Genomic DNA, 23,235 nt, shown 5'->3' on the forward strand with positions numbered 1-23,235 from the left:
GGCAGGCCGACGGCGTCAGGGAGGCCGGATGAAGACACGCGCTGCGGTGGCCTGGGGTCCGCACCAGCCGTTGACCATCGAAGAAGTAGACCTGCAGCCGCCGCGTCCCGGCGAGGTGCTGGTGCGCCTGGTCGCCACCGGCATTTGCCAGGGCGATGCGCATGCGTTGGCGCATGGCCATGCCGGCAGCTCTCCGGCGATCCTGGGGCAGGAGGGCGCCGGGGTTGTCGAAGACGTCGGGATCGGCGTCACCAGCGTGCGGCCCGGCGATCACGTGATTCCGCTGTATATGCCCGAATGCGGCGTGTGCAAATTCTGCCGTTCCGGCCGTACAAATTTGTGCCAGGCGATTCGCAGCAGCCAGGAACGTGGCCTGATGCCTGACGGCAGCAGCCGGTTTTCGTTGCATGGGCGGCCGATCCTGCATCACATGGGCACCAGCACGTTTTCCGAATACACCGTATTGCCGGAGATTGCAGTCGCACGCATCCATCCGGAGGCGCCGCTGGAGCAGGCCTGCCTGCTCGGCTGCACGGTCACCACCGGCGTCGGTGCGGTGCTCAACAGCACGCATGTGCGGCCGGGCGATTGCGTGGCGGTGTTCGGGCTGGGCGGCATCGGATTGTCGGTGATACAGGGCGCGCTGCTGGCGCAGGCCGGCCGCATCATCGCGGTGGACATCGACCCTGCGAAATTCGCACTGGCACGTACGCTGGGCGCCACCGATTGCCTGGATCCGCGCGACTACGGTGCGCCGATCCAGCAGGTGATCGTGGACCTGACCGATGGCGGCGCCGACCACAGTTTCGAATGCGTCGGCGATGTCGGCGCGATGCGGGCGGCGCTGGAGTGTTGCCACAAGGGCTGGGGCGAGAGCGTCATCCTGGGCATGGCCGACGACACGCAGGAAATCAGCACGCGCCCGTTTCAATTGGTCACCGGGCGGGTGTGGCGCGGCAGCGCCTTCGGCGGCGTCAAAGGCCGCAGCGAGCTACCCGGTTACGTCGAACGCTATCTGCACGGCGATATCCAGCTGGCGCCGTTGATCACGCGCACGCTGGCGCTGGATGACATCAACCAGGCGTTGACGGATCTGCGTGCGGCGCGCGGCATCAAATCCATCGTGGCGTATTGAAGGAGATGCACATGGCAGCAGGCAGATGCAGGACAGCGACGCTGCATCGCACGGGATTGGCAGGCGCATGGGCCATGACCCTGCTCGCACGCAGCGCATTGGCCGTTGCAGCGGAAGCACCGCAAGTCACCTGGTTGGACCGTATCGAGGTCACCGCCACGCCGATCCCCGGCACCACCATCGATGCGGCGCAATTGCCGTACATGGTGCAGTCGGCAAGCAACGCCGAGCTGTCGCGTGGGCGCAGCAACAACCTGAGCGATCTGCTGCAGCGGCGCTTCGTCGGCGTGGACGGCAACGACGTGCAGGGCAGCGCGTTCCAGAACGATCTCACCTTCCACGGCTTTCGCGCTTCTGCCTTGCCGGGCGCTTCGCAAGGGGTGTCGGTGTATCTGGATGGCGTACGGTTCAACGAACCGTTCGCCGATATCGTCAGTTGGGACATGCTGCCCGAAGCGGCGATCACCGCGGTGACGCTGATGCCGGGTTCCAACCCGTTGTTCGGGCCGAACACGCTGGGCGGCGCGGTGGTGCTGTCTACCGCGTCGGGGCTGACCGCACCGGGAGTACAGGGCGAATTGAGTATCGGCAGCGGCGCGCGCAAGCGGCTGGATGCCGGTTATGGCGTCGCCGGCGCCGACGGCTGGCATGGCTTCGTTGCGGTGACCGGCTTCGACGAAAACGGCTGGCGTGCTGCCTCCGAAGGCCGGCTTGGCACCGTGTTCGGCAAGGTCGGTAAGCAAGGCGAGCAGACCGACTGGAGCCTGTCGCTGCTGCACGGGCGCAGCCGTCTGATCGGCAATGGCCTGCTGCCGGACACGCGGTATACCGACGAGGGGCCAGAGCCCGGCTTGTATCGCGCCGATCGGCGTTCGGTGTATACCTCGCCCGATCTCACCCGCAATCGCAACACCTTATTGACCGTGCAGCTGGACCATCGTTTCGATGCAGACACTGCGCTGCACGCGCTGGCTTACTCGCGGGTGGGGCGGCGCGACACCGTCAATGGCGACGTCGGGCAGGACTACGAGGAATTCGTCGAAGAATGCGCGTCCGGTTACGCGGCCGATGGCAGCGCACTGGATGCCGAGTGCGATGTCGCCCGCACCGATGCCGACACGTTGCACACCGGCGCGCTCAACACCACCCAGATGCGTCAGCAAGCACAGGGCGTCGCGCTCAACCTGAGCATGCAGCGGGGCGCGCACGCGCTCACGGCGGGTGTCACCTTCGATCGCGGCCATGTGCGTTACCGGCAGTTCGCCCGCGATGGCTGGGTGCAGCCCGACCGCTCGGTCGCTGCCGATCCCGATCCCGATGCCGAACGCGCCTTCTTCTCCGGTGTACGCGGCAGCACCGAGACGCTGGGCATGTTCCTCGCCGACACCTGGGCGCTGAGCAATGCGACCCATCTCACCGCTGCAGTGCGCTGGAATCGTGTGGTGGTGGACAACATTCTTTCCACCGCCGACGACGGCGACCGCCCACGCGAGCGCTTCGTCTATGCCAAGGCCAACCCGTCGTTGGGCCTTACGCATCGGCTCGATTCGGGGCTGACGCTGTACGGCTCGGTCGCGCAGAACAGCCGTGCACCGACCGCCATCGAATTGGACTGCGCCGATCCCACCCAGCCCTGTCGGTTGCCGACCGGCCTGCAGGCCGATCCGCGGCTGGAGCAGATCATCTCGCGCACCTACGAACTGGGCGCGCGCTGGACGCCGTCGGCCGACCGCAACGCCACGCTGTCGGTCTACCGCGCCGACAATCGCGACGACATTCTGTTTCTACGCGCACCGGATACGCAATCGGGCTACTTCGACAATGTCGGCCGCACGCGCTATCAGGGCGTGGACGCGGCACTGCATCTGCGCAGCGGCGATTGGCAGTGGTGGGCCGGCTACAGCTACCTGGATGCCACTTACCGCAGCGGTGGCCAATTGCTGTCCGGCGAGCGCGTGATCGCGCTGCGGCCGGGCCTGCGGATCGCCGCGCTACCGCGGCACAACCTCAAGCTCGGGATGGCGTGGCAGCGCGATGCGCTGACGCTGGGCGTAGGCGTGCGTGCGGTCTCCGGGCGGGTGGCCAGCGGCAACGAAGATGGCCAGGTCGACAATGCCGAAGAAGGCCAGACCGCACCCGAGCGCCTCGACATCGGCAGCGCCGGCTATGCCCTGGTCGACCTGCAGGCGCGCTGGACCATCAACGCGCGGGTGTCGCTGTTCGCCCGGATCGACAACGTCTTCGACCGCCACTACGCCACCTATGCCGCCGTGGCCGAAGACGTGTTTCCCGACGGCGAACTCGCACGTCCGCAGGATGCGCCAGTGGAAACCGGCCCGGCACGCTTTCTCGCACCTGGTGTGCCGCGACAGTATTTGATTGGGTTGCGTTGGGCGCTTTGACTACGGGAATGGGGAATCGGGAATGGGGAATCGTAGAGCGTCAGCGAACTGCTTTTCTCCATTCCCGATTCCCGATTCCCCATTCATCCCGTCTCCAGCCCATGCTTGCGCAGCTTGCGGTACAGCGTGTTGCGACTGATGCCCAGGGCATCGGCGGTGCGGCTGACATTCCAGCGGTGGCGTTCGAGTTGTTGCTGCAGCACCAGCCGCTCGGCCTGATCCAATGCCACGCGGCCAGACATATCGTCGGCCGCGACCGCTCGTCCATCGACCAGGCAGGGTGCGCTGCCGGCGTCGACGATCTCCTGCGGCAGATTCGGCAAGCGAATCACCTCGTCACTGCACAGCACGGCCGCCGTGCGCAGCACGTTGCGCAGTTGGCGCAAGTTACCCGGCCAGGCGTAGCTGAGCAGCTTGTGCAGCGCCTCTTCGCTGATGCGCACGCCTTGCTCGCCGTTTTCTTCGCGCAGCAGCGTGCGAATCAGCTCGGCCTTGTCGCTGCGTTCGCGTAGCGGCGGCAGGTGCAGCACCACGCCATTGAGGCGGTAGTACAGGTCCTCGCGGAATTCGCCGGCGGCCACCATCTGCGCCAGGTCGCGGTGGCTGGCGCTGATCACGTGCAGTTCCAGCGGCATCGCACGGCCGCTGCCCAGCGGGGTCACGCTCTGTTCTTCGAGCACGCGCAGCAGCCGCGTCTGCAGCGGCAGCGGCATGTCGCCGATCTCGTCCAGGAATAAGGTGCCTCCGCTGGCCTGCAGCAACTTGCCGTGGCGGCCTTCGCGCGCGGCATCGGTGAACGCACCGCGTGCGTAGCCGAACAGTTCGCTCTCGATCAGCGCCTCGGGGATCGCCGCACAGTTCACCGCCACGAACGGCCGCGCCGCCCATGGCGAGCCGCGGTGCACCGCCTTGGCGAACTCCTCCTTGCCGGTGCCGGTGGCGCCACATAGCAGGATCGACACGCGATGCGCGACCAGCTTCAGCGCGTTGTCCAGGTTGTGGCGCATGCGCGGATCGGAGCCGACGTGTTCGCGTGCGTAAGCCGCCTGGTCATCGTCGGCGGTGGTGGCCTGCGCGCCGCCAGCAACCACGTTGCGGCGCGGCGGCTGCGCCAGGGCGAAGAAGCGGCGTCCGTGGCAGGCGCAGCGGATCGACCACAGCGTGCTGGCATCGTTGCGCGCACGCTGCTCCACGGTGTCGAAGTCCAGCTGCATCACCTGCGAGATGTCGCGCCCGACCAGCAGGCTGCGGTCGCCCTTGCCGAGCTGTTCCAGTGCCGCTTCGTTGACGGCCAGCACGCAGCCGTCGGCGCCGATCGCCATCAGCGCCTCGTGCAACAGGCCGGCGAACTCCGGGCGGCTGTGGAAGCGCAGGATCCACGCGTGCCGGTACTGCGCCAGGAAATACGAACGTGCGATCTGTGCCGCCGACATGCGCACCAGCGCGCTGGTATGGCGTTGTACCAGCCTGGTGTCGCGCGCATCCGGTGTGGACGCATCCAGCACCGCCAGCAATTGCCCGTGCGGGTCGAGGATGGGCGCACCGCTGCACGACAGCGGCAGGTGCCGGGCCAGGTAATGCTCGCCGCGGTGCACGCCGAGCGCGCTGCGCTCCACCGCGCAGGTGCCGATACCGTTGGTGCCCTGGTAGCGCTCGGCCCAGCTGGCGCCGCAGAACAACCCGGTCTGGCGGAATTCGCGCAGCAATGCCGGGTCGTGCACGCTGTGCAGCAAGGTCGCCTCGGCGTCGGCGAACACCACGGCGTAGCCGCCACCTGCGATCTGTTCGTAGAGGTTCTCCATCTCCACCTTGGCGATGCGCAGCACTTCCTCGAGACGCTGCTGGCGCTCGCGCAGCCCGCTGCCGTCGTGGACCATCGGCGACGGGGACGCATCCGGACTCAGCCCATACTCGTCCAGGCAGCGCTGCCACGAGCGCGCCAGCGCTGGCGGCAGTGGTTCGATCTGGCGGAAGCGGCGCATCCGTGCCAGCAACGCGGATTCGGCCTCGGCAGCGGACGAGGGCCCAGGCGTGGCCTGCAGGAGGTTGGCGACAGTCACTTCCGACACGTGGCGCTTCCTCGGTCCCTACCCGGGGCCAGAGCGGCAGTGACGCATAAACCGGGGCGAGGCTCAAACCGCGGTGCAGCAAACGCCGGGATTGGAGATTGGGGGTTGGGGAGTAGGGATTGGCAAGAGCGGCTTGGCTGGGGTGGCTCCTTTTGCGCCTCGGCCAAAACGAAAAAACCGCGCGATCGCGCGGTTCTTCGTGGCCTCAAAACGCAGGATTGCTGCTTTGCGACTCCCCAATCCGACTTCCTAATCCCAGGCTTACAACGCGTAGCCGAACTGCTGCTTGAACTGGTCGTTGAACTCGGCGAAGTCGAAGCGCTGGTTCTGGGTGCCGGGGTGTTCCACTTTCAGTGCGCCCATCAGGTTGCCCATGCGGCCGATCGTCAACCAGTCGTAGCCACCCTGGATGCCGTAGATCAGGCCAGCGCGGAACGCGTCGCCGCAGCCGGTCGGGTCGACCACGCGCCGCTCGTGCGCCGGCGGAATGTCGTAGGTTTTTTCCGGGGTATGCACCAGCGCGCCCTTCGGGCCCTGGGTGGTGATGTAGGCCTGCACGCGCGAGACGATGTCTTTTTCGTCCCAGCCGGTGCGCTCCTGCAACAGGTTCGACTCGTAGTCGTTGACCACCACGTACTGGGCCTGCTCGATGAACTGGCGCAGCTCCGGGCCGTTGAACAGCGGCATCGCCTGGCCAGGGTCGAAGATGAAAGGAATGCCAGCAGCAGCGAACTCTTCCGCGTTCTGGATCATGCCTTCGCGCCCGTCCGGGCCGACCAGGCCCAGGGTCACGCCCGGCACATCCTTCACGTGGTTTTCGTAGCTGCGCATCATCGCGCCCGGATGGAAGGCGGTGATCTGGTTGTTATCGTGGTCGGTGGTGATGAAGGCCTGCGGGGTGAACAGGTCGTCGATGATCTTCACCCGCGACAGGTCGATGCCCAGCGTTTCGAAGTGTTCGCGGTACGGGCCGAAATCCTGGCCGACGGTGCCCATCGGGATCGGCGCGCCACCGAGCAGATGCAGGTTGTAGGCGATGTTGCCGGCGCAGCCGCCGAACTCGCGGCGCATGCGCGGCACCAGGAACGACACATTCAGGATATGCACCTTGTCCGGCAGGATGTGGTTCTTGAACTGGTCCGGAAACACCATGATGGTGTCGTAGGCGAGGGAACCACAGATCAGTGCGGACATCGAGTCGGGCCTTTGCGTTGGGAAAACCCGCCAATTGCCGGGCATGGCAGCGGGACGGCGCGTGCGCCGCGGCGCAAAGGGTAACGGCTGCGGCCGATCAGAGCCAGAACCGCATGCCATGGCCGGCGTGACCGGCACATGAAAACGGGGGCGAAATCGCCGATTTTTCCTTGCTCACCCCGGGGGGGATTGCTAGGCTAGCCGACTTCGTTTTCTGCCCAAAATTTCGCCAGTCTGGCGGCGGGCACGCGACTTACCCAGGAACGACTCCCTCGATGTTCAAGAAACTCCGCGGCATGTTCTCCAACGACCTGTCCATCGATTTGGGCACGGCCAATACGCTGATCTACGTGCGCGGACAGGGCATCGTGCTGAACGAGCCGTCGGTGGTTGCGGTGCGTCAGGATCGCGCGATCGGCGGCACGCGCTCGGTCGCCGCCGTCGGTGCGGAGGCCAAGCAGATGCTCGGCCGTACCCCCGGCCACATCACCACGATTCGCCCGATGAAGGACGGCGTCATCGCCGACTTCACCTACACCGAAGCGATGCTGAAGCACTTCATCAAGAAGGTGCACAAATCGCGCTTCCTGCGCCCCAGCCCACGCGTGCTGGTGTGCGTGCCGGCTGGCTCCACGCAGGTCGAGCGCCGCGCCATCAAGGAATCCGCGGAAGAGGCCGGTGCGCGCGACGTCTATCTGATCGAAGAGCCGATGGCCGCGGCGATCGGTGCCGGCATGCCGGTGACCGAGGCGCGCGGTTCGATGGTCATCGACATCGGCGGCGGCACCACCGAGGTGGCGGTGATCTCGCTCAACGGCATCGTGTATTCGCAGTCGGTACGTGTGGGTGGCGACCGGTTCGACGAGTCGATCACCAATTACGTGCGCCGTAACCACGGCATGCTGATCGGTGAGGCCACGGCCGAGCGCATCAAGCTGCAGATCGGCTGCGCCTACCCGCAGGACGAGGTGCAGGAGATGGAAATCTCCGGCCGCAACCTCGCCGAGGGCGTGCCGAAGATGATCAAGATCAATTCCAACGAAGTGCTCGAAGCGCTGCACGAGCCGTTGTCGGGCATCGTCTCGGCAGTGAAGCTGGCGCTGGAGCAGACACCGCCGGAACTGTGCGCCGACGTCGCCGAGCGCGGCATCGTGCTCACCGGTGGCGGCGCGCTGCTGCGCGATCTGGACCGGCTCATCTCCGAAGAAACCGGCCTGCACGTGCAGGTGGCCGACGACCCGCTCACCTGCGTGGCCCGCGGTGGCGGCCGGGCGCTGGAGCTGGTGGACATGCATGGCAACGAGTTCTTCGCGCCGGAGTGAAGCGCTCGGGAATCGGGAATCGGGAAAGGGGAATCGTGAGAGCGGTTCCTGCCTACGGCCCTGAGTGGTTGCATCGTGATCCCGCCAATGTGAGTTCTCGCCTTACCCGTCGCGTGGGCAGCCACCTGCTCCCCGATTCCCCATTCCCGACTCCCCATTCCCGGCCCTGACAGTGCCCTCCTACGCCGGTCCTCCCGTCGCCTCCCGTCCGGGCGAAGTCACCTCCACGCTGCGCCTGCTGGTCTATCTGGTGCTGGCGATCGTGCTGATTGCGCTCGATAGCCGCGGTGGTTGGCTCAGCCAGGTGCGCATGCAGGCCAATCTGCTGATCCAGCCGATCTGGGCGGTGGCCGGGCTGCCGGGACGCATCGGCTCGCAGGTGCGCGACAACGCCGCAACGCATGCGCAACTGGTGGAAGAGACCCGGGATCTGCGCAACCAACTGCTGGTCGCCAATGCGCGCCTGACCCGGTTGCAAACCGCGGCCCTGGATAACGCGCAACTGCGCGAACTGCTCAACGTGGCCGAGCGCCGCGGACTGGATGTGCAATTGGCGCCGATCCTGAACATCGATCTGGATCCGACGCGCCAACGCTTGCTGCTGGACGCCGGTAGCCGCGAAGGGGTGCTGCTGGGCCAGGCGGTGATCGATGCCGGCGGCCTGATGGGGCAGGTGATCGAAGTCACCCCGCTGCATTCCACCGTGTTGCTGCTCACCGACCCCGACCACGCAGTGCCGGTCAGCGTGGCGCGCAATGGCGTGCGGCTGATCGTCTACGGGCGCGGCGACCGCCTGGAACTGCGCGACATCCCGCTCAGTGCCGGCGTGCAGGTGGGCGATGAAATCGTCACCTCGGGCCTGGGCGGCCGCTTCCCGGCCGGCTTCCCGGTCGGCAAGGTCTCCGAGTTGCATCCCGACGATACCCACGCCTTCCTGGTCGGCGAACTGACCCCGGCCGCCAAGCTCGATCGCGGCCGCGATGTGTTGCTGCTGCGTGCCGGCAAGCCGTTGCGGTTGGTGCCTGGAATGGGGAATGGGGAATCGGGAATTGGGAATGGCAACAGCAACAGCAACAGCAACAGCAACAGCAACGCGGCGCTTGCTGCTGCGCCGGCGACCGCGCCGGTGAGCAGAACGCCGGGCACTCCGACGGGCGGCGCTTCCAATGCGGCGATCGATGCGGCACGCCCGCCGGCTGCGTCATCGGGCGCCGCGACCGCAGCCGGCGTCGCACCGCGCGCGCAGCCCGCGCCGGCATCTGCCGCGCCTGGCGTACAGCCGTCCGGTGCGGCCGCATCCATCCGCCAGGCCAACGTGTCCGCCCGTCCATCCACATCGGACGTGAACGAAAACCAGAATTCCGATGCCCGCCCGGCTTCACCGCAGCAGGGCACGCGGGCGGCAGCGACTGGACAATCGGGGGCAAGCAACCGCAACGCCCCGCCAACGCAGAGCGCCGCGCCTAACGATTCCCGATTCCCGATTCCCGATTCCCGTCCGTCTCCGCCGGAGACGGACCGATGACCCGCATGCGCAACACCTGGATCCTGCCGGCGAGCATCTTCATTGCGCTGGTCCTGGGCCTGCTGCCGTTGCCGATGGTGGTGCAGCCGCTGCGGCCGTACTGGCTGGCGTTGGTGCTGGCGTACTGGGTCATCGAGGAGCCAGATCGGGTCGGGCTGGGCCTGGCCTTCGTGGCCGGCGTGCTGGCCGACCTGCTGTATGGCGGGCTGCTCGGCGAACAGGCGCTGCGGCTGGTGATCATGACCTTCATCCTGCAGCGCTTCCGCGCGCGCATGCGGTTTTTCCCGGTCTCGCAACAGGCGCTGGCAATCGGCGGGCTGCTGCTCAACGACCGCATCGTGTCTTCGGCAGTGCATCTGGCCGTGGGCGAGCCGACCCTGCCGTGGAGCTACTGGTGGGCGCCGCTGCTGGGCATGGCCTTGTGGCCGCCGCTGTTCGTGGTGCTGGATGCGGTGCGGCTGGGCAAGCGGGGCAAGAAATAAGCCATGCACGGGCGCCGTCATCCGAAGAATCCGCATGCGGAGGCCGAACAGTTCCGCCGCCGCGCGGTGCTGGGCTTTGCGATGGTGGTGATCTGCCTGGTCGGCCTGGGCGGCTGGTATTTCAAGCTGCAGGTGCTCGACCACGAGGTCTACGCCACCCGTTCGGAGGCCAACCGCATCAAGCCCAAGCCGGTGGTGCCCGGGCGCGGCATGATCTACGACCGCACCGGCCGGCTGCTGGCCGAGAACGTGCCGGCCTTCCGTCTGGACGTGACCCCCGACAAGGTCGCCGACATGAACGCCATGCTGGACGCGTTGGGCAAGGTGATCCCGATCGCGCCGGAGGATCTGGAGCGCTTCAACCGCGAGCGCCGCGCGCGCCGCAGCTTCCTGCCGGTGACGCTCAAGCTGCGCATGAGCGATGAAGAGATGGCGCGCTTTGCGGTGGAGCGCTGGCGCTTCCCCGGTGTGGAGCTGGAGCCGTATCTGACCCGGCGTTATCCCTACGGCCCGTTGTTCGCGCACATCATCGGCTATGTGGGCCGGATCGACGAAAAAGACCTGGCGGTGCTGGGCGAGGGCAATGCTGCGCTCACCCACATGGGCAAATCCGGGCTGGAGCGCTACTACGAGCAGGATCTGCGCGGGCAGGTCGGTTACGAGCAGGTCGAAACCAACGTGCAGGGGCGGGCCATCCGCACCGTCGGCCGGGTCGCGCCGCAGTCGGGTGCGGATCTGCGCCTGTCGGTAGACGCCGACCTGCAGCGCGCGATGGTGGCCGCCTTCGGCGAGCACGAAGGGGCGGCCATCGCGATGGACCCGCGCACCGGCGAGATCCTGGGCATGGTCAGCCTGCCCAGCTACGACCCCAATCTGTTCGTCAACGGCATCTCGCATACCGATTTCAAGATGCTCAACGACAACCCCTCGCGTCCGCAGTTCAACCGGCTGGTGCTGGGGGGCGTGGCGCCGGGCTCCACGCTCAAGCCGCTGATCGCGTTGGCCGGTCTGGACAGCGGCCTGCGCCGGCCGGAAGACCGGGTGCTGTCCACCGGCATGTTCTACCTGCCCGGCGTCAGTCGCGGTTGGGGCGATTCGCACCGCGGCGGACATGGCTGGACCGACCTGCGCAAGTCGATCGCCCAGTCGGTCAATACCTATTACTACCGCCTGGCGGTGGACATGGGCATCGAGCGCTTCGACCACTACATGGGCGAGTACGGCTTTGGCCAACCCACCGGTGTGGATCTGCTGGGCGAAATCGGCGGCATCCTGCCGTCGCCGGCCTACAAGTACAAGACGCGCAAGGAGCGCTGGTACCCCGGCGACACGGTCAACATCGCCATCGGCCAGGGCGACTGGAAGGTGACACCGCTGCAGCTGGTGCGCGGCGTCTCGGCGATCGCCAGTGGCCTGCTGCTGCGCCCGCATCTGGTGCTGGAAGAACGCACCGGTTTCGATCACCCCTGGGAGCCGATGATCCAGCCGCCAGGCAAGCCGCTCAGCCAGAACCCGGCGCATCTGCAGGTGGTGCGCGAAGGCATGATGGACACCATGCGGCCCGGCGGCACCGGCTACGCCATCACCCCTGGCGCGCCGTACCAGATGGCGGGCAAGACCGGCACCGCGCAGGTGGTCAGCCGCAAGGGCGTGGCGGCAGTGGATCCGCGCAGCCTACCGTTGCACCTGCGTCACCGCGGCCTGTTCGTCGGCTTCGCGCCGGCCGACAACCCGGTCATCGCGGTGGCGGTGGCGGTGGAAGGCGGCGGTTTCGGCACCAGCTCGGCGGCGCCGATCGCACGCAAGATCTTCGATGCCTGGCTGCTGGGCAAGATGCCCGCCGGTCTGGAGCCGCTGGACAGCGAGCTGGGCGTGACCGCCGTGGGCGTCAATCAGTTCGAGGCCGGGGTCACCGACGCGCGTGCCGCCGGCGATGCCGCCGCTGCCACGCTGGACGAGTTGCCGGTGGTGATCGGCCAGAGCGCCGTTGCGCTGGACCCCAACATCCCCGCGCAACCGGTGGTGCCGGATGTGCCGGACGCGGTGCAGGAGACCGACCATTGAGCGACATCCTGCGCTGGTTGGCGGACATGGCCGCGCGCTTTACGCGCAGCCTGGACTGGGTGCTGTGCCTGGCGCTGGGCGGCCTGATGGCCATCGGCCTGTCGGTGCTCAAGAGCGCCGGCGGCACTGCCAATGGCGAGCACCTGATGCTGGCGCAGGGCATCCGCTTCATCATCGGGTCGGCGGCGATGTGGGGCATCTCGCGCATGTCGGTACTGCGCCTGCGCGCCTGGACGCCGTGGGTGTACGGCTTGTCGATGCTGCCGCTGCTGGCGGTCTTCGCCCTGGGCACCGGTAAATACGGCCGGCAGTGGCTGGATCTGAAAGTGTTCTACCTGCAGCCGGCAGAGCTGCTCAAGATCAGCTTGCCGATGATGGCGGCCTGGTATCTGCACCGCATGCCGCTGCCGCCGCGCATTTCCACCGTGCTGGTGACCGGCGTGATCATCGGCGTGCCCACCGCGCTGATCATGTTGCAGCCGGACTTCGGCACCGGCGTGTTGATCGCTGCCAGCGGCGTGTTCGTGCTGCTGCTGGCCGGCCTGCCGTGGTGGTGGGTGGCCGTCGGTGTGGGTGGGGTGTCTGCGGCTGCGCCGGTGGCATGGTTCTGGCTGCTGCGGCCGTACCAGAAGGACCGCATCATGATGTTCCTCAACCCCGAGAACGATGCGCTTGGCGCGGGCTGGAACATCATCCAGTCCAAGATCGCGATTGGCTCGGGCGGGTTGAACGGCAAGGGCTGGGGTCTGGGCTCGCAATCGCACCTGAACTTCATCCCCGAACAGACCACCGACTTTGCGTTCTCCGTGCTCAGCGAAGAATTCGGCTGGATCGGCGTGGCCACCGTGCTGACCCTGTACCTGATCGTCATCGGCCGCTGCCTGTGGATCGCCTCGCAGGCGCGCGACACTTATTCGCGCCTGGTCGCCGGCGCCACCGGCCTGGCGTTCTTCGTCTACGTACTGGTCAACGGCGGCATGATCTCCGGCCTGCTGCCGGTGGTGGGCGTGCCGATGCCGCTGATGAGTTACGGCGGTACCTCGGCGGTATCGCTGCTGGCCGGGCTGGGCTTGGTCATGGCAGTGAAGTCGCATCGCCCGGTGCACGGTTACTGATGCGTGTTGGTTGGCGCGGCGTGTAGCGCGCAGCGATGAATGCCACGCGTCAGCAATGACGCGCACATTTTTTCAGCGTGAGCGCAGTGGGTGCGGCGTTGCGATGAAAACGCCGCAGGTTGCGCGTTAGTTTTGCGCACGCCATTGCAATGACGACACAGCGGCGCGGTGCCGCTTCGTTGGCACGGCGCCCGGTTCGCTCGCGGTCTGCGCACGCAGGCGCTGCTCCGTAGAGTCCGCCACGCCGCTATCGCAGCAGCGGCCGCGTCGCGTCGCTCCGGCAGCACGCGCCATTCCTCTTTCGGGTGATCTCTTCCATGAAACTGCTAGCCGCCGCCATCGGCGGCGTTTGTCTCACACTGGCCGCGCAAGCCGGTGCCGTCGCGTTCGCCACCGGCGATGCGCGCGCTGTCGCGCAACCTGCGATTCCCTCCCTCTGCCAGCCCGCGTTGAAGGCCAGCCAGACGCCGAACGGTCGCTTGTTCGAGGCGGCGCTGGAAAGCGCGCCGCCCGATACCAGAACCATCCAGGCGGCACTCACTGCGTGCAAGAACGGCGCAGTGTTGCTCACCAGCGGCAGCGGCGACGCCTTCCTGACCGGGCCGCTGACGATTCCCGCTGGCGTCACCCTGGTCGTCGATCAGGGCGTCACCGTGTACGGCTCGCGCAACCCGGCCGATTACGGCAGCGGCTGCGGCAGCGCCGCTTCCAAGAGCGGCAGCTGCCTGCCGTTGATCGGCATCAAAGGCGCGAACGCGGGCGTGATGGGCATGCGCTCCGGCGGGCGCCAGGGCACCATCGACGGGCGCGGCGACCTGGCCATGCTCGGCAAGAGCACCACCTGGTGGGAATTCGGCGAAAACGCCAAGAACGCCGGCCAGGTGCAGAACAGCCCCGACCTGATCAAGGTGCAGAACGCCACGGCATTCACGCTCTACAACATCAACCTGATCAACGCGGCGTATTTCCATTTCTTCGCGCATATCGTCGACGGCCTGACCATCTGGGGCGTGCGGGTGAAGTCGCCGGCCACCAGCCCCAATACCGACGGCCTGGATCTGGACAGCGTGGTCAACGCCACCATCCACGACAGCGATGTGATGGGCGGCGACGACTGCGTGGCGATCAAGACCATCGCCTCCAGGTCGGCGAACATCACCGTGCGCAACTCGCGCTGCTACGGCACCCACGGCATCTCGATCGGCAGCGAAGTGATGTCCGGCGTCAGCAATGTGCTGGTCGACAATAATGCGCTGGTGTCCACCGACGATCTGGGCAACCGCAGCACCGACAACAGCGGCCTGCGCATCAAGACCAGCCTCGCCAAGGGTGGTCCGGTCAGTCTGATTACCTATCGCAACACCTGCCTGTACGGCGTCAGCAGCCCGTTGGTGATCAACCCGTTCTACGCCGCCGCAACCAGCGGTACCAAACCGACCTTCAGCCAGATCGTGGTCGATGGGCTCAAAACCGGCAACGACGCCGGCGGCAAGGGCTGGATCCTGAAAGGCTTCGATGCGCAGACACCGCTGGATCTGGTGTTGGCCGACGTGGCGCACAGCGACGCGTCGATCAGCGCCAGCAACGCACAGATCGGGCTGAGCAACAGCGCCGTCACGCCGTCGGGGACTGGCGTCACCACCGGCACCGTGCAGGTCGGCGGTGCGGTGCCCACCTGCTCGGGCGCACCGCGCTTCCCCGCGCTGTGATCTCGCTGGCGCGGCCGTCAGTCGCCGCGCCAGACCCGCTGGTGCCTCGCCCGCGAACGTACGTCTTTCAGCATGGCAGATAGGGCTGCGGCGCCACACATCACCACCGCCGCGGACCGGAACCTTCCACCCGCAGGCACCACCGGCTCCCCAATCTCGCCATCCCGAATCCCCTGCCGCACACGCGGCAGGCTTGACTTTGACTAAAGTCTTTTCGTTTCATGGCCTTATTGCCAGAAGTTCATCTGATGTCTGTTACCCTCGGCCGATGATTCGACGCACCCTGACCTGCCTGCTCACCCTCGGCCTTGTCGCCTGCGCGACCCAGCCCAGCCCTCCGTCCCCGCCACCGGCCGCCAGCGCGCCGCCGGCCAAGCCACCGGTTGCGCCAACCCCGCCCGCAAGCGCCGCCGCCGAGGCGCCTGCGCTTCCGCCAGTCGACCTGACCCCGGTCCCGTTCGAGATCGCCCGCGCCAACTTCGTGCGCGACACCTCGGCCAAGTACGGCATCGATGCCGCGCAGATCGAAGCGGTGCTGGCGCAGGCGCAATTCAAGGACGCCATTGTCACTGCGATGTCGCGCCCGGCCGAACGGGTCAAGCCGTGGAACGAATACCGGCCGATGTTCATCACCCAGGCGCGTATCGACGGCGGCCGCAAGTTTCTCGCCGAACATCGCGCCGAGCTGAGCAAGGTCGAAGCGGCCACCGGTGTGCCGGCACAGGTGATCGTCGCCATCATCGGGGTGGAAACCAGCTACGGCAGCAACGCCGGCAAATACCGCGTGCTGGACGCGTTGTACACGCTGGCGTTCCGCTATCCGCGCAGCGGCGACCCGGCCAAGCTCGAGCGCGAAGTGCGCCGCGAACTGTTTTTCCGCGACGAACTCGCCCAGTTGTTCGCGCTCGGCAAGGAAGAGCAACTCGACGTCACCACCCTGATCGGCAGCTATGCCGGCGCAATGGGCATGGGCCAGTTCATGCCGTCCAGCTATCGCCAGTTCGGCGTGGACGGCGATGCCGACGGCAAGCGCAATTTGTTCACCGACTACAACGACGTGTTCGCCTCGATCGCCAACTACTTCGTCAAGAAGGGCGGCTGGGTGCGTGGCGGGCAGGTCGCGGTGCCGGCCACGCTGGCCGCTGGGCACGAAGAATTCAATCCCACCGACTGGTCGCCGGTGTACACGCTGTCCGAGCTGTCGGCGCGCGGCTATCACCCGAGCGCACCGGTGGTGGCCGGCAGCACCGCCACCCCGATCAGCCTGGACGACGCCAACGGCAAGCAGTACTGGCTGGGCTTCCAGAACTTTTATGCGATCACCCGTTACAACATTTCCAAGATGTATGCGATGGCCGTGTTCCAGCTGTCCGAGGCCATCGCCGGCAAGGAGTTACCCCCGGCATGAACAGCATTGCAGGCCCCAAGTGGCTGATCCCGATGGCGCTGATGCTTGGCCTGGCGGCCTGTAGCAGCGCACCGAAGAAAACTGCCGGCGGCAACGGCAGCGGTGCGATCAAGGGTGTGAAGGTCGAAGGCAAGGGTCCGGCGTATGTCGCCACCGGTTGCCCGTCCACCTCGCCGTATGCGGCCGCCAAGGAAGACCCGTCCACGCGCGGCGACTACACCGCTGGCGGCTTGTACAAGCCTGGCGTGAAAGACTCCACGCCCGATCATGTGCCCAACGTGGCCTGCATCCCCGAGCCACTGGTCACCAACGAGCCGCGCTCGGCGGTGGGGAACCGTTCGCCGTATGAAGTGCTGGGCAAGCGCTATGTGGTGATGGACAACCCGGGCGACTATGTCGAACGCGGCACCGCCTCGTACTACGGCAACAAGTTCCATGGCCGGCTGACCTCCAACAAGGAGGTGTACGACATGTACGCCTTCACCGCCGCGCACAAGACCTTGCCGCTGCCCAGCTTTGCGCTGGTCACCAATACCGACACCGGCCAGTCGGTGGTGGTGCGCGTCAACGACCGCGGCCCATTCCACGACGGCCGCGTGATCGATCTGAGCTACGCCGCGGCGGTGAAGTTGGGCATCACCGGCAAGGGCACCGGCAATGTCGAAGTCCGCGGCCTCACCGAAGCCGACAACGGCAATCTGCTCGCCAAGCGCCGCAGTGGCCAGGCACCGGTGAATACCGCCGTGGCCACGGCGCGGCCGGCTGCCGGCGCCAGTCAGATCGATGGCCTGGTGCAGCGCTTGCCCACGCGCACCGTGCCGCCGCGTGCGGTCGCCACCGGTGCCGGCACCGGCACCGCGGTGATTGCGTCCACCACAGCTCCCACTGGCAGCGCGCCGGTCGCTGCGGCTGGCGAGCGTTGGCGTTACCGCGTCGCCGACTCGCGCCAACCCGGCAATGCCGACAACTTCGATGCCTGGATGAAGGCGCAGGGCGTGCGTGTGGCCACCGGCAAGCCGGCCGCTGCGGCCCCGCGACCGGCCGCGTCAGTGTCTGCCGCCGTACCCGCCGCGGCGCCGCCAGTCGCGGTTGCGGCGGTCAAGCCGTCCGAAAGCACTGCCTCGCGCCCGCTCAAGGCCGAGCCAGCGCCCGCCAAGGCACCCAGCGTGGCCGAAGCCGCACTCGGCGACATCCTGCTGCAGGTCGCCAGTTTCGCCAGCCGCGAAAACGCCAATCGCGCACTGTCGCAACTGGCCTCGGCGGGGATTGCCGGTGCCAGCGTCAGCGACATCGTCAGTGGCGGGCGCACGCTGTGGCGGCTACGCGTGAATGCGCGCGACCATGCAAATGCGTCGGAGATTGCCCAGCGTATCGCCGGACTCGGTTTTGGTCGTCCGCAGATCGTGGCCAATTAATGCGCACGGGTCGGTCACCGCGTCGCTGATCGAGCGTGAGCGCACCCGCTGCTTGCGCGTTGGCTGCATCGGCGTTACCGGGAACGGCTGAGCCCCCCAATTGGCGGCCAATATCGCGCATCTGCAAGGCGGATGCGGCCGAGGTCGGCTTCGGCATGCGCGTCGCGGCCCCTCGCGTCGTCTGCATCCAGCCAGCGCCTGCGCACCAGCGTCGCCTCGTTGGACGCTGCAAGCGATGCCTGCACCTGTGCATGCCGCTTCCGGCAGCTCGCCTGAGGCACCACAAGCGTCCGTACGGCCGCCATCGCTGAACTGCGCAAGCGCGCGCATCGTGCAACGCGTCGCCCTGATCGCCGTGGCGTCTTACAATTTCGCATTGCCCGGCGTTCGGGCCCGTCAGGAGTCGTTCTTCAATGAAATTCCGCTTCGCCGCCGCTGCCGTGGCCACGTTCGCCTTCGGCCTGGTCTGCGCCCAGACACCTGCGCCGCAGCCGACTCCTGCCGTGGCTGCCGCCCCGGTCGCCTTGCCGGTGCCGCCGGCGCCCGCACCGGCCGTGTCCAAGTCCTGGATCCTGATGGACTACGCCACCGGGCAGGTGCTGGCCGGTGAAAACATCCACCAGCAACTGGCGCCGGCCAGCATCACCAAGGTGATGACCTCCTACGTGGTCGCCGCCGAGATCAAGAACGGCAAGGTCAAGCGCGACGACCAGGTCATGATGAGCGAACGCGCCTGGCGCGAAGGCGGTGCGGGCACCGACGGCAGCTACAGCGGCTTCCCGGTCAACCAGACGGCGCGTCTGGAAGACATGGAAAAGGGCATGGCGATCCAGTCCGGCAACGATGCCGCCATCGCGCTGGCCGAGCATGTGGCCGGCAGCGAAGAAGCCTTCGCCTCGCTGATGAACAGCTACGCCGCCAAGATCGGCATGAAGGATTCGTATTTCGTCAACGCGCACGGCCTGAGCGCCGAAGGGCATCACTCCACCGCCTACGACCTGGCCCTGCTGGGCCGCGCGATGGTGCGCGATTACCCGGAAACCTACGCCTACAACAAGATCAAGGAATTTCAGGTCGGCACCATCAAGCAGAGCAACCGTAACCGGCTGCTGTGGCGCGACCCGGCCGTGGACGGCATCAAGACCGGCCACACTTCCGAAGCCGGCTACTGCCTGCTGAGCTCGGCCAAGCGCGGCGATCAGCGTTTGATCGCCGTGGTCATGGGCGACAGCTCCGAAGAACAGCGTGCCACCGATAGCCTGGCGCTGCTCAACTGGGGCTTCCGCTTCTTCGAAACCCACAGCCTGTACGCGCCCGGCAAGGTCGTCACCAAGCAGAAGGTCTGGAAGGGGCAGCAGGACGAAGTGCAGCTCGGCGTGGCACAGCCGCTGCTGGTCAGCCTGCAGCGCGGCCGCTACAACGACCTCAAGCCCAGCATGGAAGTGCCCAAGAACCTGCAGGCGCCGATCAAGCAGGGCCAGCAGGTTGGCACCGTGAAGGTCAGCCTGGACGGCAAGGTCATCGCCCAGGCCCCGCTGGTCGCCATCAACGCCGTTGAAGAGGGCGGATTCTTCAAGCGCCTCTGGGACGCGTTCTGGATGTGGTGGGAATCGGAGTAAAGAAAATGCCGGCGAAAGCCGGCATTTTTTTTGGAATCGGGAATTGAGAGTCGGGAATGGTTAGACGCCAGGCACAGCCTTGGCTTTTGCGATTCCCGATTCCCGATTCGCCGTCAAAGCATCCGGCTAATCGTAAAACTGCCATACACCGGCGTTTCGCGCTGGGTGTCGAATTCGCGGGTGCGGTGGTAGCGGGCAAGGGCGAATTTCCAGCGGCCGTACATCACCGCCAGGCCGTAGCCCACATCGCCGACGAACGGGCGCTTGTCCACGCTGTGGCTGTTGCGGAAGGTGTTGCCGTCCAGCGTGATGTCGCGGATTACCCAGCGCGCGTCGGTGGTGACGAACAGGTGGCCGGACCAACCGCTGGCGCGCCCGAGCCGGCTGGGGGCGGTGTTTTCGCCCGCCGGGCGGGTCGGGGTGCTGCCGAAGTCGTCCGGCAGTTTCCAGCCGAAGCGGGCCTCGCCGCCGGCATTCAAATGCGTGGCCATGTTGCCGACCGCGCCGCCCCAATGCGAAATGAAGTCCCAGCCGAATCCACCGGCATTGCCGCTGGCATCGGCCGGCCAGCGATGCATGCGCTCGTGCACCAGGTTGATCAGCGGCTCGTTGTGCAGCTGGTTGTCCCAGCCCTGGAATTTCTCGTCCCCGAGCGCATCGTGGATCGCATCCTGCGCTTCCTTCGCAAGCGCCCACGGACCGACAATGCCGACCTGCAGCTGCGTGGTGCGCAGGTGCGCATCGTTACGCGCGTTGTAGCCGAAGCTCGCCAGCAGGATGCCCGCATACGGGCGGTCGTCCGGGATGACGTCGCGGCGGGTGTAATCGGTCGGGGTGAAGATCGCCTGGCCGATCGAGAACACCATGTTTTGCTGATCGAATTCGCCCGGGTGTAGCCGCTCCAGATAGCTGTTGACCCACCGCGCAGTCCGCGGCAGGCACGGGTCGTCGGTGTAATCGACCAGGTTCGGCGACACCAGCGTCAGCACCGCACCGTTGGAATACCCCTGGTCCTGATCTTCGCCGCCGAACAGGTCGTTATCGACACGGAAGTTCACCGCAGGCGGCGTGCGCCCAAGGCGGCTGGAATCGCACTGATCCGCCGCCAGGGCCGGCAGCGACAGCCCGGAAAGAGAAAGCAGCAAGGCAGCAGACAACGCGCGCGGTCGAAGCATGGAGGGCCTGGAGAGGGGAGCTGGAATCGGAAAAATGCCTGCGTCTTGTGTTGCGCCGTGTGAAGTGTCTGGTCGCGACTGCAGCCTCTGCCGCTTCGGCTCGCGACCGCGTTGCCAAGTTCGGTTAAGCAGCCTAGTTGCGTTACCTCTTGGAAGGTTCGGTGCCGATTGCATGGCACCACAGACGAGCCAGGCGCGTCGATCGGTTGCGCGGGCTTGGGTTTGCCCATCGCCGGCCCGATAATGGGCGGATGGATATCAGCACCGACAACCCCGATCACGGCTTTCAGTTTCCCGGCACCTTCGAGCTCAGCGCCATGGGCACGGCTGAGCGTGGGCTGGAAACCGAGCTTCCGCGCCTGCTTGCCGCCACCGGCGTGGAGCTGCTGCAGGAGAGCGTGAGCTGGAAGCATTCTTCCAGCGGAAAGTATGTTTCGGTCAAGATTGGCTTCCGTGCCCAAAGCCGCGAGCAGTTCGAGGCCGCACACCAGGCGCTGCGCGATCATCCGGAAGTGAAGTGGACGCTGTAGCGGCCGAGCCTGTGAGCAGCTCCATGGCTGGCCTGCCTGCGCAATTACGCGACCTCGGCCAGCAAGACTACGCGCCTGTGTGGCGTGCAATGCAGCGTTTCACCGATGCGCGCGAAGAGTACACCGCCGATGAGATCTGGGTGGTCGAGCATGCGCCGGTATTTACGTTGGGTCAGGCGGGCAAACCCGAACATGTGCTGGCACCGGGCGAGATCCCGGTGCTACAGGTCGACCGCGGCGGGCAGGTCACGTATCACGGCCCTGGCCAATTGGTGGTGTACCCGTTGCTGGACCTGCGCCGGCTGAAGATCGGCGTGCGCGACTACGTGTGCAAGATCGAACAGGCGCTGATCGATACGCTGGACGAGTGGAACATCGTGGCCGAGCGCCGCGACGGTGCTCCTGGCGTGTATGTGGGCGGGGCCAAGATCGCCGCGCTTGGGATCCGGGTGCGGCGTGGCTGCACCTTCCACGGGTTGTCGTTCAACGTTGCGATGGACCTGCAACCGTTCCACCGCATCAACCCGTGTGGCTACCAGGGTCTGCAGGTGACCTCGGTGCTAGACTTGGGCGGCCCCTCCGGGATGGACGCCGTCAAGGCGGTGCTGCTCGACCAGCTGGCGCGCCAGTTCGGCCTCGTGCTGCAGCCCACTTCCGCATTGCCCGACCTTTCGCTTCCGGCCTGAGCGCCCCCGTATCGTCATGACCCAGCCTATCGCCCGTTCCATTCCCTTGCAGGTCGTCTCCGGCGACACCGCCGCGCCTGCGCCGCTGCAGACTGGCGTCAAGCAGATCGGTGGCGACAAGATCAACCGCTCGCCGGTGCAGTTTGTGGATGCGCCGGTGCTGCGGAAACCGTCGTGGATCCGGGTGCGGATTCCGTCTGGCAATGCGGTACAGAACCTCAAGGCCAAGCTGCGCGAAAACCGCCTGGTCACGGTGTGCGAAGAAGCCAGCTGCCCGAACATCCACGAGTGCTTCAGCCACGGCACCGCGACCTTCATGATTTTGGGCGAGGTGTGCACGCGGCGCTGCTCGTTCTGCGACGTGGCGCATGGCCGGCCAAAGCCGCCCGACGCGAGCGAACCTGCCAGCCTGGCCGCCACTGTTGCCGACATGGGCCTGAAGTACGTGGTGGTGACCAGCGTGGATCGTGACGACCTGCGCGACGGTGGCGCGCAGCATTTCGTCGACTGCATCTCGGCGATCCGGACCAGCTCGCCCAACACGCGTATCGAAATCCTGACCCCGGACTTCCGCGGCAAGGGCCGCATGGACCGCGCGCTGGAGATCCTGGCGCTGAGCCCGCCGGACGTGTTCAACCACAACATCGAAACCGTGCCGGACCTCTACCCGAATGTGCGCCCCGGCGCGGACTACCAGTGGTCGCTGACGCTGTTGCAGCGCTTCAAGGCGCAGCATCCGTCCATCGCCACCAAGTCCGGCATCATGCTGGGCCTGGGCGAGACGATGGAGCAGGTGCAGGCTACGCTGCGCGACCTGCGCGCGCACGATGTGGACATGATCACCATCGGTCAGTATCTGCAGCCGACGCCGCACCATCATCCGGTGATGCGTTACTGGACGCCGGAGGAATACAAGGCGCTGGAAGACTACGGCAATGCGCTGGGCTTCAGTCATGTTGCCTCCGGCCCGATGGTGCGTTCCTCGTACCACGCCGATCGTCAGGCCGCAGGCGCCGGCGTCGCCGCCTGAGTCGGCAACAGGCGATCGGACGAGTGCCGCGGCGGGTGGGCACCGGTGCCCGCAGCAGCACCGCGATGCTGGTGCGCTCAATGCCTGCCGGTCTCGCGTGTTGCCAGTAGAGCACTGACTCGACAAGTCGCGACGTTCTTCGGCCGGCCATCGCAATGCCGATCGACGACAGCCCCGTGCATCGCGCGGGGCTGTCGCCGTCTCTGGCCCGTGCGGCGTGCAGCCGCAAGCTACGGTCTCGTTCACAATCCGCTACGGGCCCGGCGCTAGGCTGATTCAGCCAGCGGATGACAACGCCAGCAACTTTCGGCACTGTCATGCTGTCTGATCCGTTAACCGCCTCTCTTTCATCGGC

17 protein-coding genes are annotated in these 23,235 nt (G+C 66.5%); 14 read left to right on the plus strand and 3 right to left on the minus strand.

Translation table 11 applies throughout. The annotated features are described in order from the left end of the window. The first annotated feature begins 28 nt into the window (after positions 1–28). The gene (locus EO156_RS16785; protein ID WP_016849936.1) at positions 29–1,135 is read left to right on the plus strand and encodes an S-(hydroxymethyl)glutathione dehydrogenase/class III alcohol dehydrogenase; all 1,107 of its coding nucleotides are present in this window, start codon (positions 29–31) and stop codon (positions 1,133–1,135) included. 11 nt (positions 1,136–1,146) lie between these two features. Then, positions 1,147–3,537 carry a TonB-dependent receptor gene (locus EO156_RS16790; protein ID WP_016849935.1) on the plus strand — a complete coding sequence of 797 codons (2,391 nt, stop codon included), beginning with the start codon at positions 1,147–1,149 and terminating at the stop codon, positions 3,535–3,537. An 83-nt stretch (positions 3,538–3,620) separates the two neighbouring features. Here EO156_RS16790 and EO156_RS16795 read toward each other — a convergent pair whose 3' ends face one another. Together EO156_RS16795 and EO156_RS16800 are read right to left on the minus strand one after the other, a co-directional pair. Then, positions 3,621–5,606, minus strand: a complete 1,986-nt coding sequence (locus EO156_RS16795) for a sigma-54-dependent Fis family transcriptional regulator (RefSeq protein ID WP_016849934.1) — start codon at positions 5,604–5,606, stop codon at positions 3,621–3,623. Between the two features lie 261 nt (positions 5,607–5,867). Then, the gene (locus EO156_RS16800) at positions 5,868–6,800 is read right to left on the minus strand and encodes a carbohydrate kinase family protein (protein WP_003482735.1); all 933 of its coding nucleotides are present in this window, start codon (positions 6,798–6,800) and stop codon (positions 5,868–5,870) included. Positions 6,801–7,075: 275 nt separating this feature from the next. Between EO156_RS16800 and EO156_RS16805 the strand changes: the two genes are divergently transcribed. The 9 genes from EO156_RS16805 (at position 7,076) to EO156_RS16850 (ending at position 19,459) form a co-directional block, all read left to right on the plus strand. Further along, on the plus strand, positions 7,076–8,122 hold the full coding sequence (locus tag EO156_RS16805) for a rod shape-determining protein (protein WP_003482734.1): 1,047 nt from the start codon (positions 7,076–7,078) through the stop codon (positions 8,120–8,122). 172 nt (positions 8,123–8,294) lie between these two features. Then, positions 8,295–9,647 carry a rod shape-determining protein MreC gene (mreC, locus tag EO156_RS16810; RefSeq protein WP_029828036.1) on the plus strand — a complete coding sequence of 451 codons (1,353 nt, stop codon included), beginning with the start codon at positions 8,295–8,297 and terminating at the stop codon, positions 9,645–9,647. Next, complete coding sequence (gene mreD, locus EO156_RS16815) at positions 9,644–10,129, plus strand: rod shape-determining protein MreD (protein ID WP_005911183.1); 486 nt, start codon at positions 9,644–9,646, stop codon at positions 10,127–10,129. Before mreC ends, mreD begins: the two co-directional genes overlap by 4 nt. 3 nt (positions 10,130–10,132) lie before the next feature. Next, on the plus strand, positions 10,133–12,193 hold the full coding sequence (mrdA, locus tag EO156_RS16820; protein ID WP_005911180.1) for a penicillin-binding protein 2: 2,061 nt from the start codon (positions 10,133–10,135) through the stop codon (positions 12,191–12,193). After that, positions 12,190–13,308, plus strand: coding sequence for a rod shape-determining protein RodA (gene rodA, locus EO156_RS16825; protein ID WP_011050462.1), 1,119 nt, complete (start codon positions 12,190–12,192; stop codon positions 13,306–13,308). Before mrdA ends, rodA begins: the two co-directional genes overlap by 4 nt. Before the next feature lie 317 nt (positions 13,309–13,625). Further along, complete coding sequence (locus EO156_RS16830) at positions 13,626–15,017, plus strand: glycosyl hydrolase family 28 protein (protein ID WP_016850431.1); 1,392 nt, start codon at positions 13,626–13,628, stop codon at positions 15,015–15,017. A 268-nt stretch (positions 15,018–15,285) separates the two neighbouring features. Next, positions 15,286–16,425 (plus strand): lytic murein transglycosylase B, encoded by a 1,140-nt coding sequence (mltB, locus tag EO156_RS16835; protein WP_029829731.1) that lies wholly within the window; start codon positions 15,286–15,288, stop codon positions 16,423–16,425. Then, a complete protein-coding gene (locus EO156_RS16840; protein ID WP_029828039.1) occupies positions 16,422–17,840 on the plus strand; it encodes a septal ring lytic transglycosylase RlpA family protein in 1,419 nt (472 codons plus the stop codon). The genes mltB and EO156_RS16840 overlap by 4 nt, the downstream gene beginning before the upstream one ends. A 413-nt stretch (positions 17,841–18,253) precedes the next feature. Beyond that, positions 18,254–19,459: a D-alanyl-D-alanine carboxypeptidase family protein gene (locus tag EO156_RS16850; RefSeq protein ID WP_011050465.1), complete on the plus strand. Its 1,206-nt coding sequence runs from the start codon at positions 18,254–18,256 to the stop codon at positions 19,457–19,459. Positions 19,460–19,572: 113 nt separating this feature from the next. Here the strand turns inward: EO156_RS16850 and EO156_RS16855 are convergent, their stop codons facing one another. Beyond that, positions 19,573–20,634 (minus strand): lipid A deacylase LpxR family protein, encoded by a 1,062-nt coding sequence (locus tag EO156_RS16855; protein WP_005911164.1) that lies wholly within the window; start codon positions 20,632–20,634, stop codon positions 19,573–19,575. A 251-nt stretch (positions 20,635–20,885) separates the two neighbouring features. On the opposite strand from EO156_RS16855, the gene EO156_RS16860 reads away from it, so the two are divergent. Genes EO156_RS16860 through lipA form a run of 3 tightly spaced genes read left to right on the plus strand, consistent with a single transcriptional unit; the run spans position 20,886 to position 22,880 of the window. Beyond that, positions 20,886–21,164 (plus strand): YbeD family protein, encoded by a 279-nt coding sequence (locus EO156_RS16860; protein ID WP_003482721.1) that lies wholly within the window; start codon positions 20,886–20,888, stop codon positions 21,162–21,164. Next, the gene (gene lipB, locus EO156_RS16865; protein WP_011050466.1) at positions 21,152–21,850 is read left to right on the plus strand and encodes a lipoyl(octanoyl) transferase LipB; all 699 of its coding nucleotides are present in this window, start codon (positions 21,152–21,154) and stop codon (positions 21,848–21,850) included. Before EO156_RS16860 ends, lipB begins: the two co-directional genes overlap by 13 nt. Before the next feature lie 16 nt (positions 21,851–21,866). After that, on the plus strand, positions 21,867–22,880 hold the full coding sequence (gene lipA, locus EO156_RS16870; RefSeq protein WP_003482719.1) for a lipoyl synthase: 1,014 nt from the start codon (positions 21,867–21,869) through the stop codon (positions 22,878–22,880). The last annotated feature ends 355 nt before the right edge of the window (positions 22,881–23,235 follow it).

Origin of the sequence: Xanthomonas sp. DAR33341 (genome assembly GCF_003992815.1) — a bacterium.
Taxonomy (GTDB): Bacteria; Pseudomonadota; Gammaproteobacteria; order Xanthomonadales; family Xanthomonadaceae; genus Xanthomonas; species Xanthomonas cissicola.

Bases quoted from the DNA above. Each gene is read 5' to 3' on its own strand.
- EO156_RS16830 (WP_016850431.1), top strand. From the start codon at position 13,626: ATGAAACTGCTAGCCGCCGCCATCGGCGGCGTTTGTCTCACACTGGCC.
- EO156_RS16785 (WP_016849936.1), top strand. From the start codon at position 29: ATGAAGACACGCGCTGCGGTGGCCTGGGGTCCGCACCAGCCGTTGACC.
- EO156_RS16850 (WP_011050465.1), top strand. From the start codon at position 18,254: ATGAAATTCCGCTTCGCCGCCGCTGCCGTGGCCACGTTCGCCTTCGGC.
- lipA (WP_003482719.1), top strand. From the start codon at position 21,867: ATGACCCAGCCTATCGCCCGTTCCATTCCCTTGCAGGTCGTCTCCGGC.
- mrdA (WP_005911180.1), top strand. From the start codon at position 10,133: ATGCACGGGCGCCGTCATCCGAAGAATCCGCATGCGGAGGCCGAACAG.
- EO156_RS16800 (WP_003482735.1), bottom strand. From the start codon at position 6,800: ATGTCCGCACTGATCTGTGGTTCCCTCGCCTACGACACCATCATGGTG.
- EO156_RS16840 (WP_029828039.1), top strand. From the start codon at position 16,422: ATGAACAGCATTGCAGGCCCCAAGTGGCTGATCCCGATGGCGCTGATG.
- EO156_RS16805 (WP_003482734.1), top strand. From the start codon at position 7,076: ATGTTCAAGAAACTCCGCGGCATGTTCTCCAACGACCTGTCCATCGAT.
- mltB (WP_029829731.1), top strand. From the start codon at position 15,286: ATGATTCGACGCACCCTGACCTGCCTGCTCACCCTCGGCCTTGTCGCC.
- EO156_RS16790 (WP_016849935.1), top strand. From the start codon at position 1,147: ATGGCAGCAGGCAGATGCAGGACAGCGACGCTGCATCGCACGGGATTG.
- EO156_RS16860 (WP_003482721.1), top strand. From the start codon at position 20,886: ATGGATATCAGCACCGACAACCCCGATCACGGCTTTCAGTTTCCCGGC.
- mreD (WP_005911183.1), top strand. From the start codon at position 9,644: ATGACCCGCATGCGCAACACCTGGATCCTGCCGGCGAGCATCTTCATT.
- EO156_RS16855 (WP_005911164.1), bottom strand. From the start codon at position 20,634: ATGCTTCGACCGCGCGCGTTGTCTGCTGCCTTGCTGCTTTCTCTTTCC.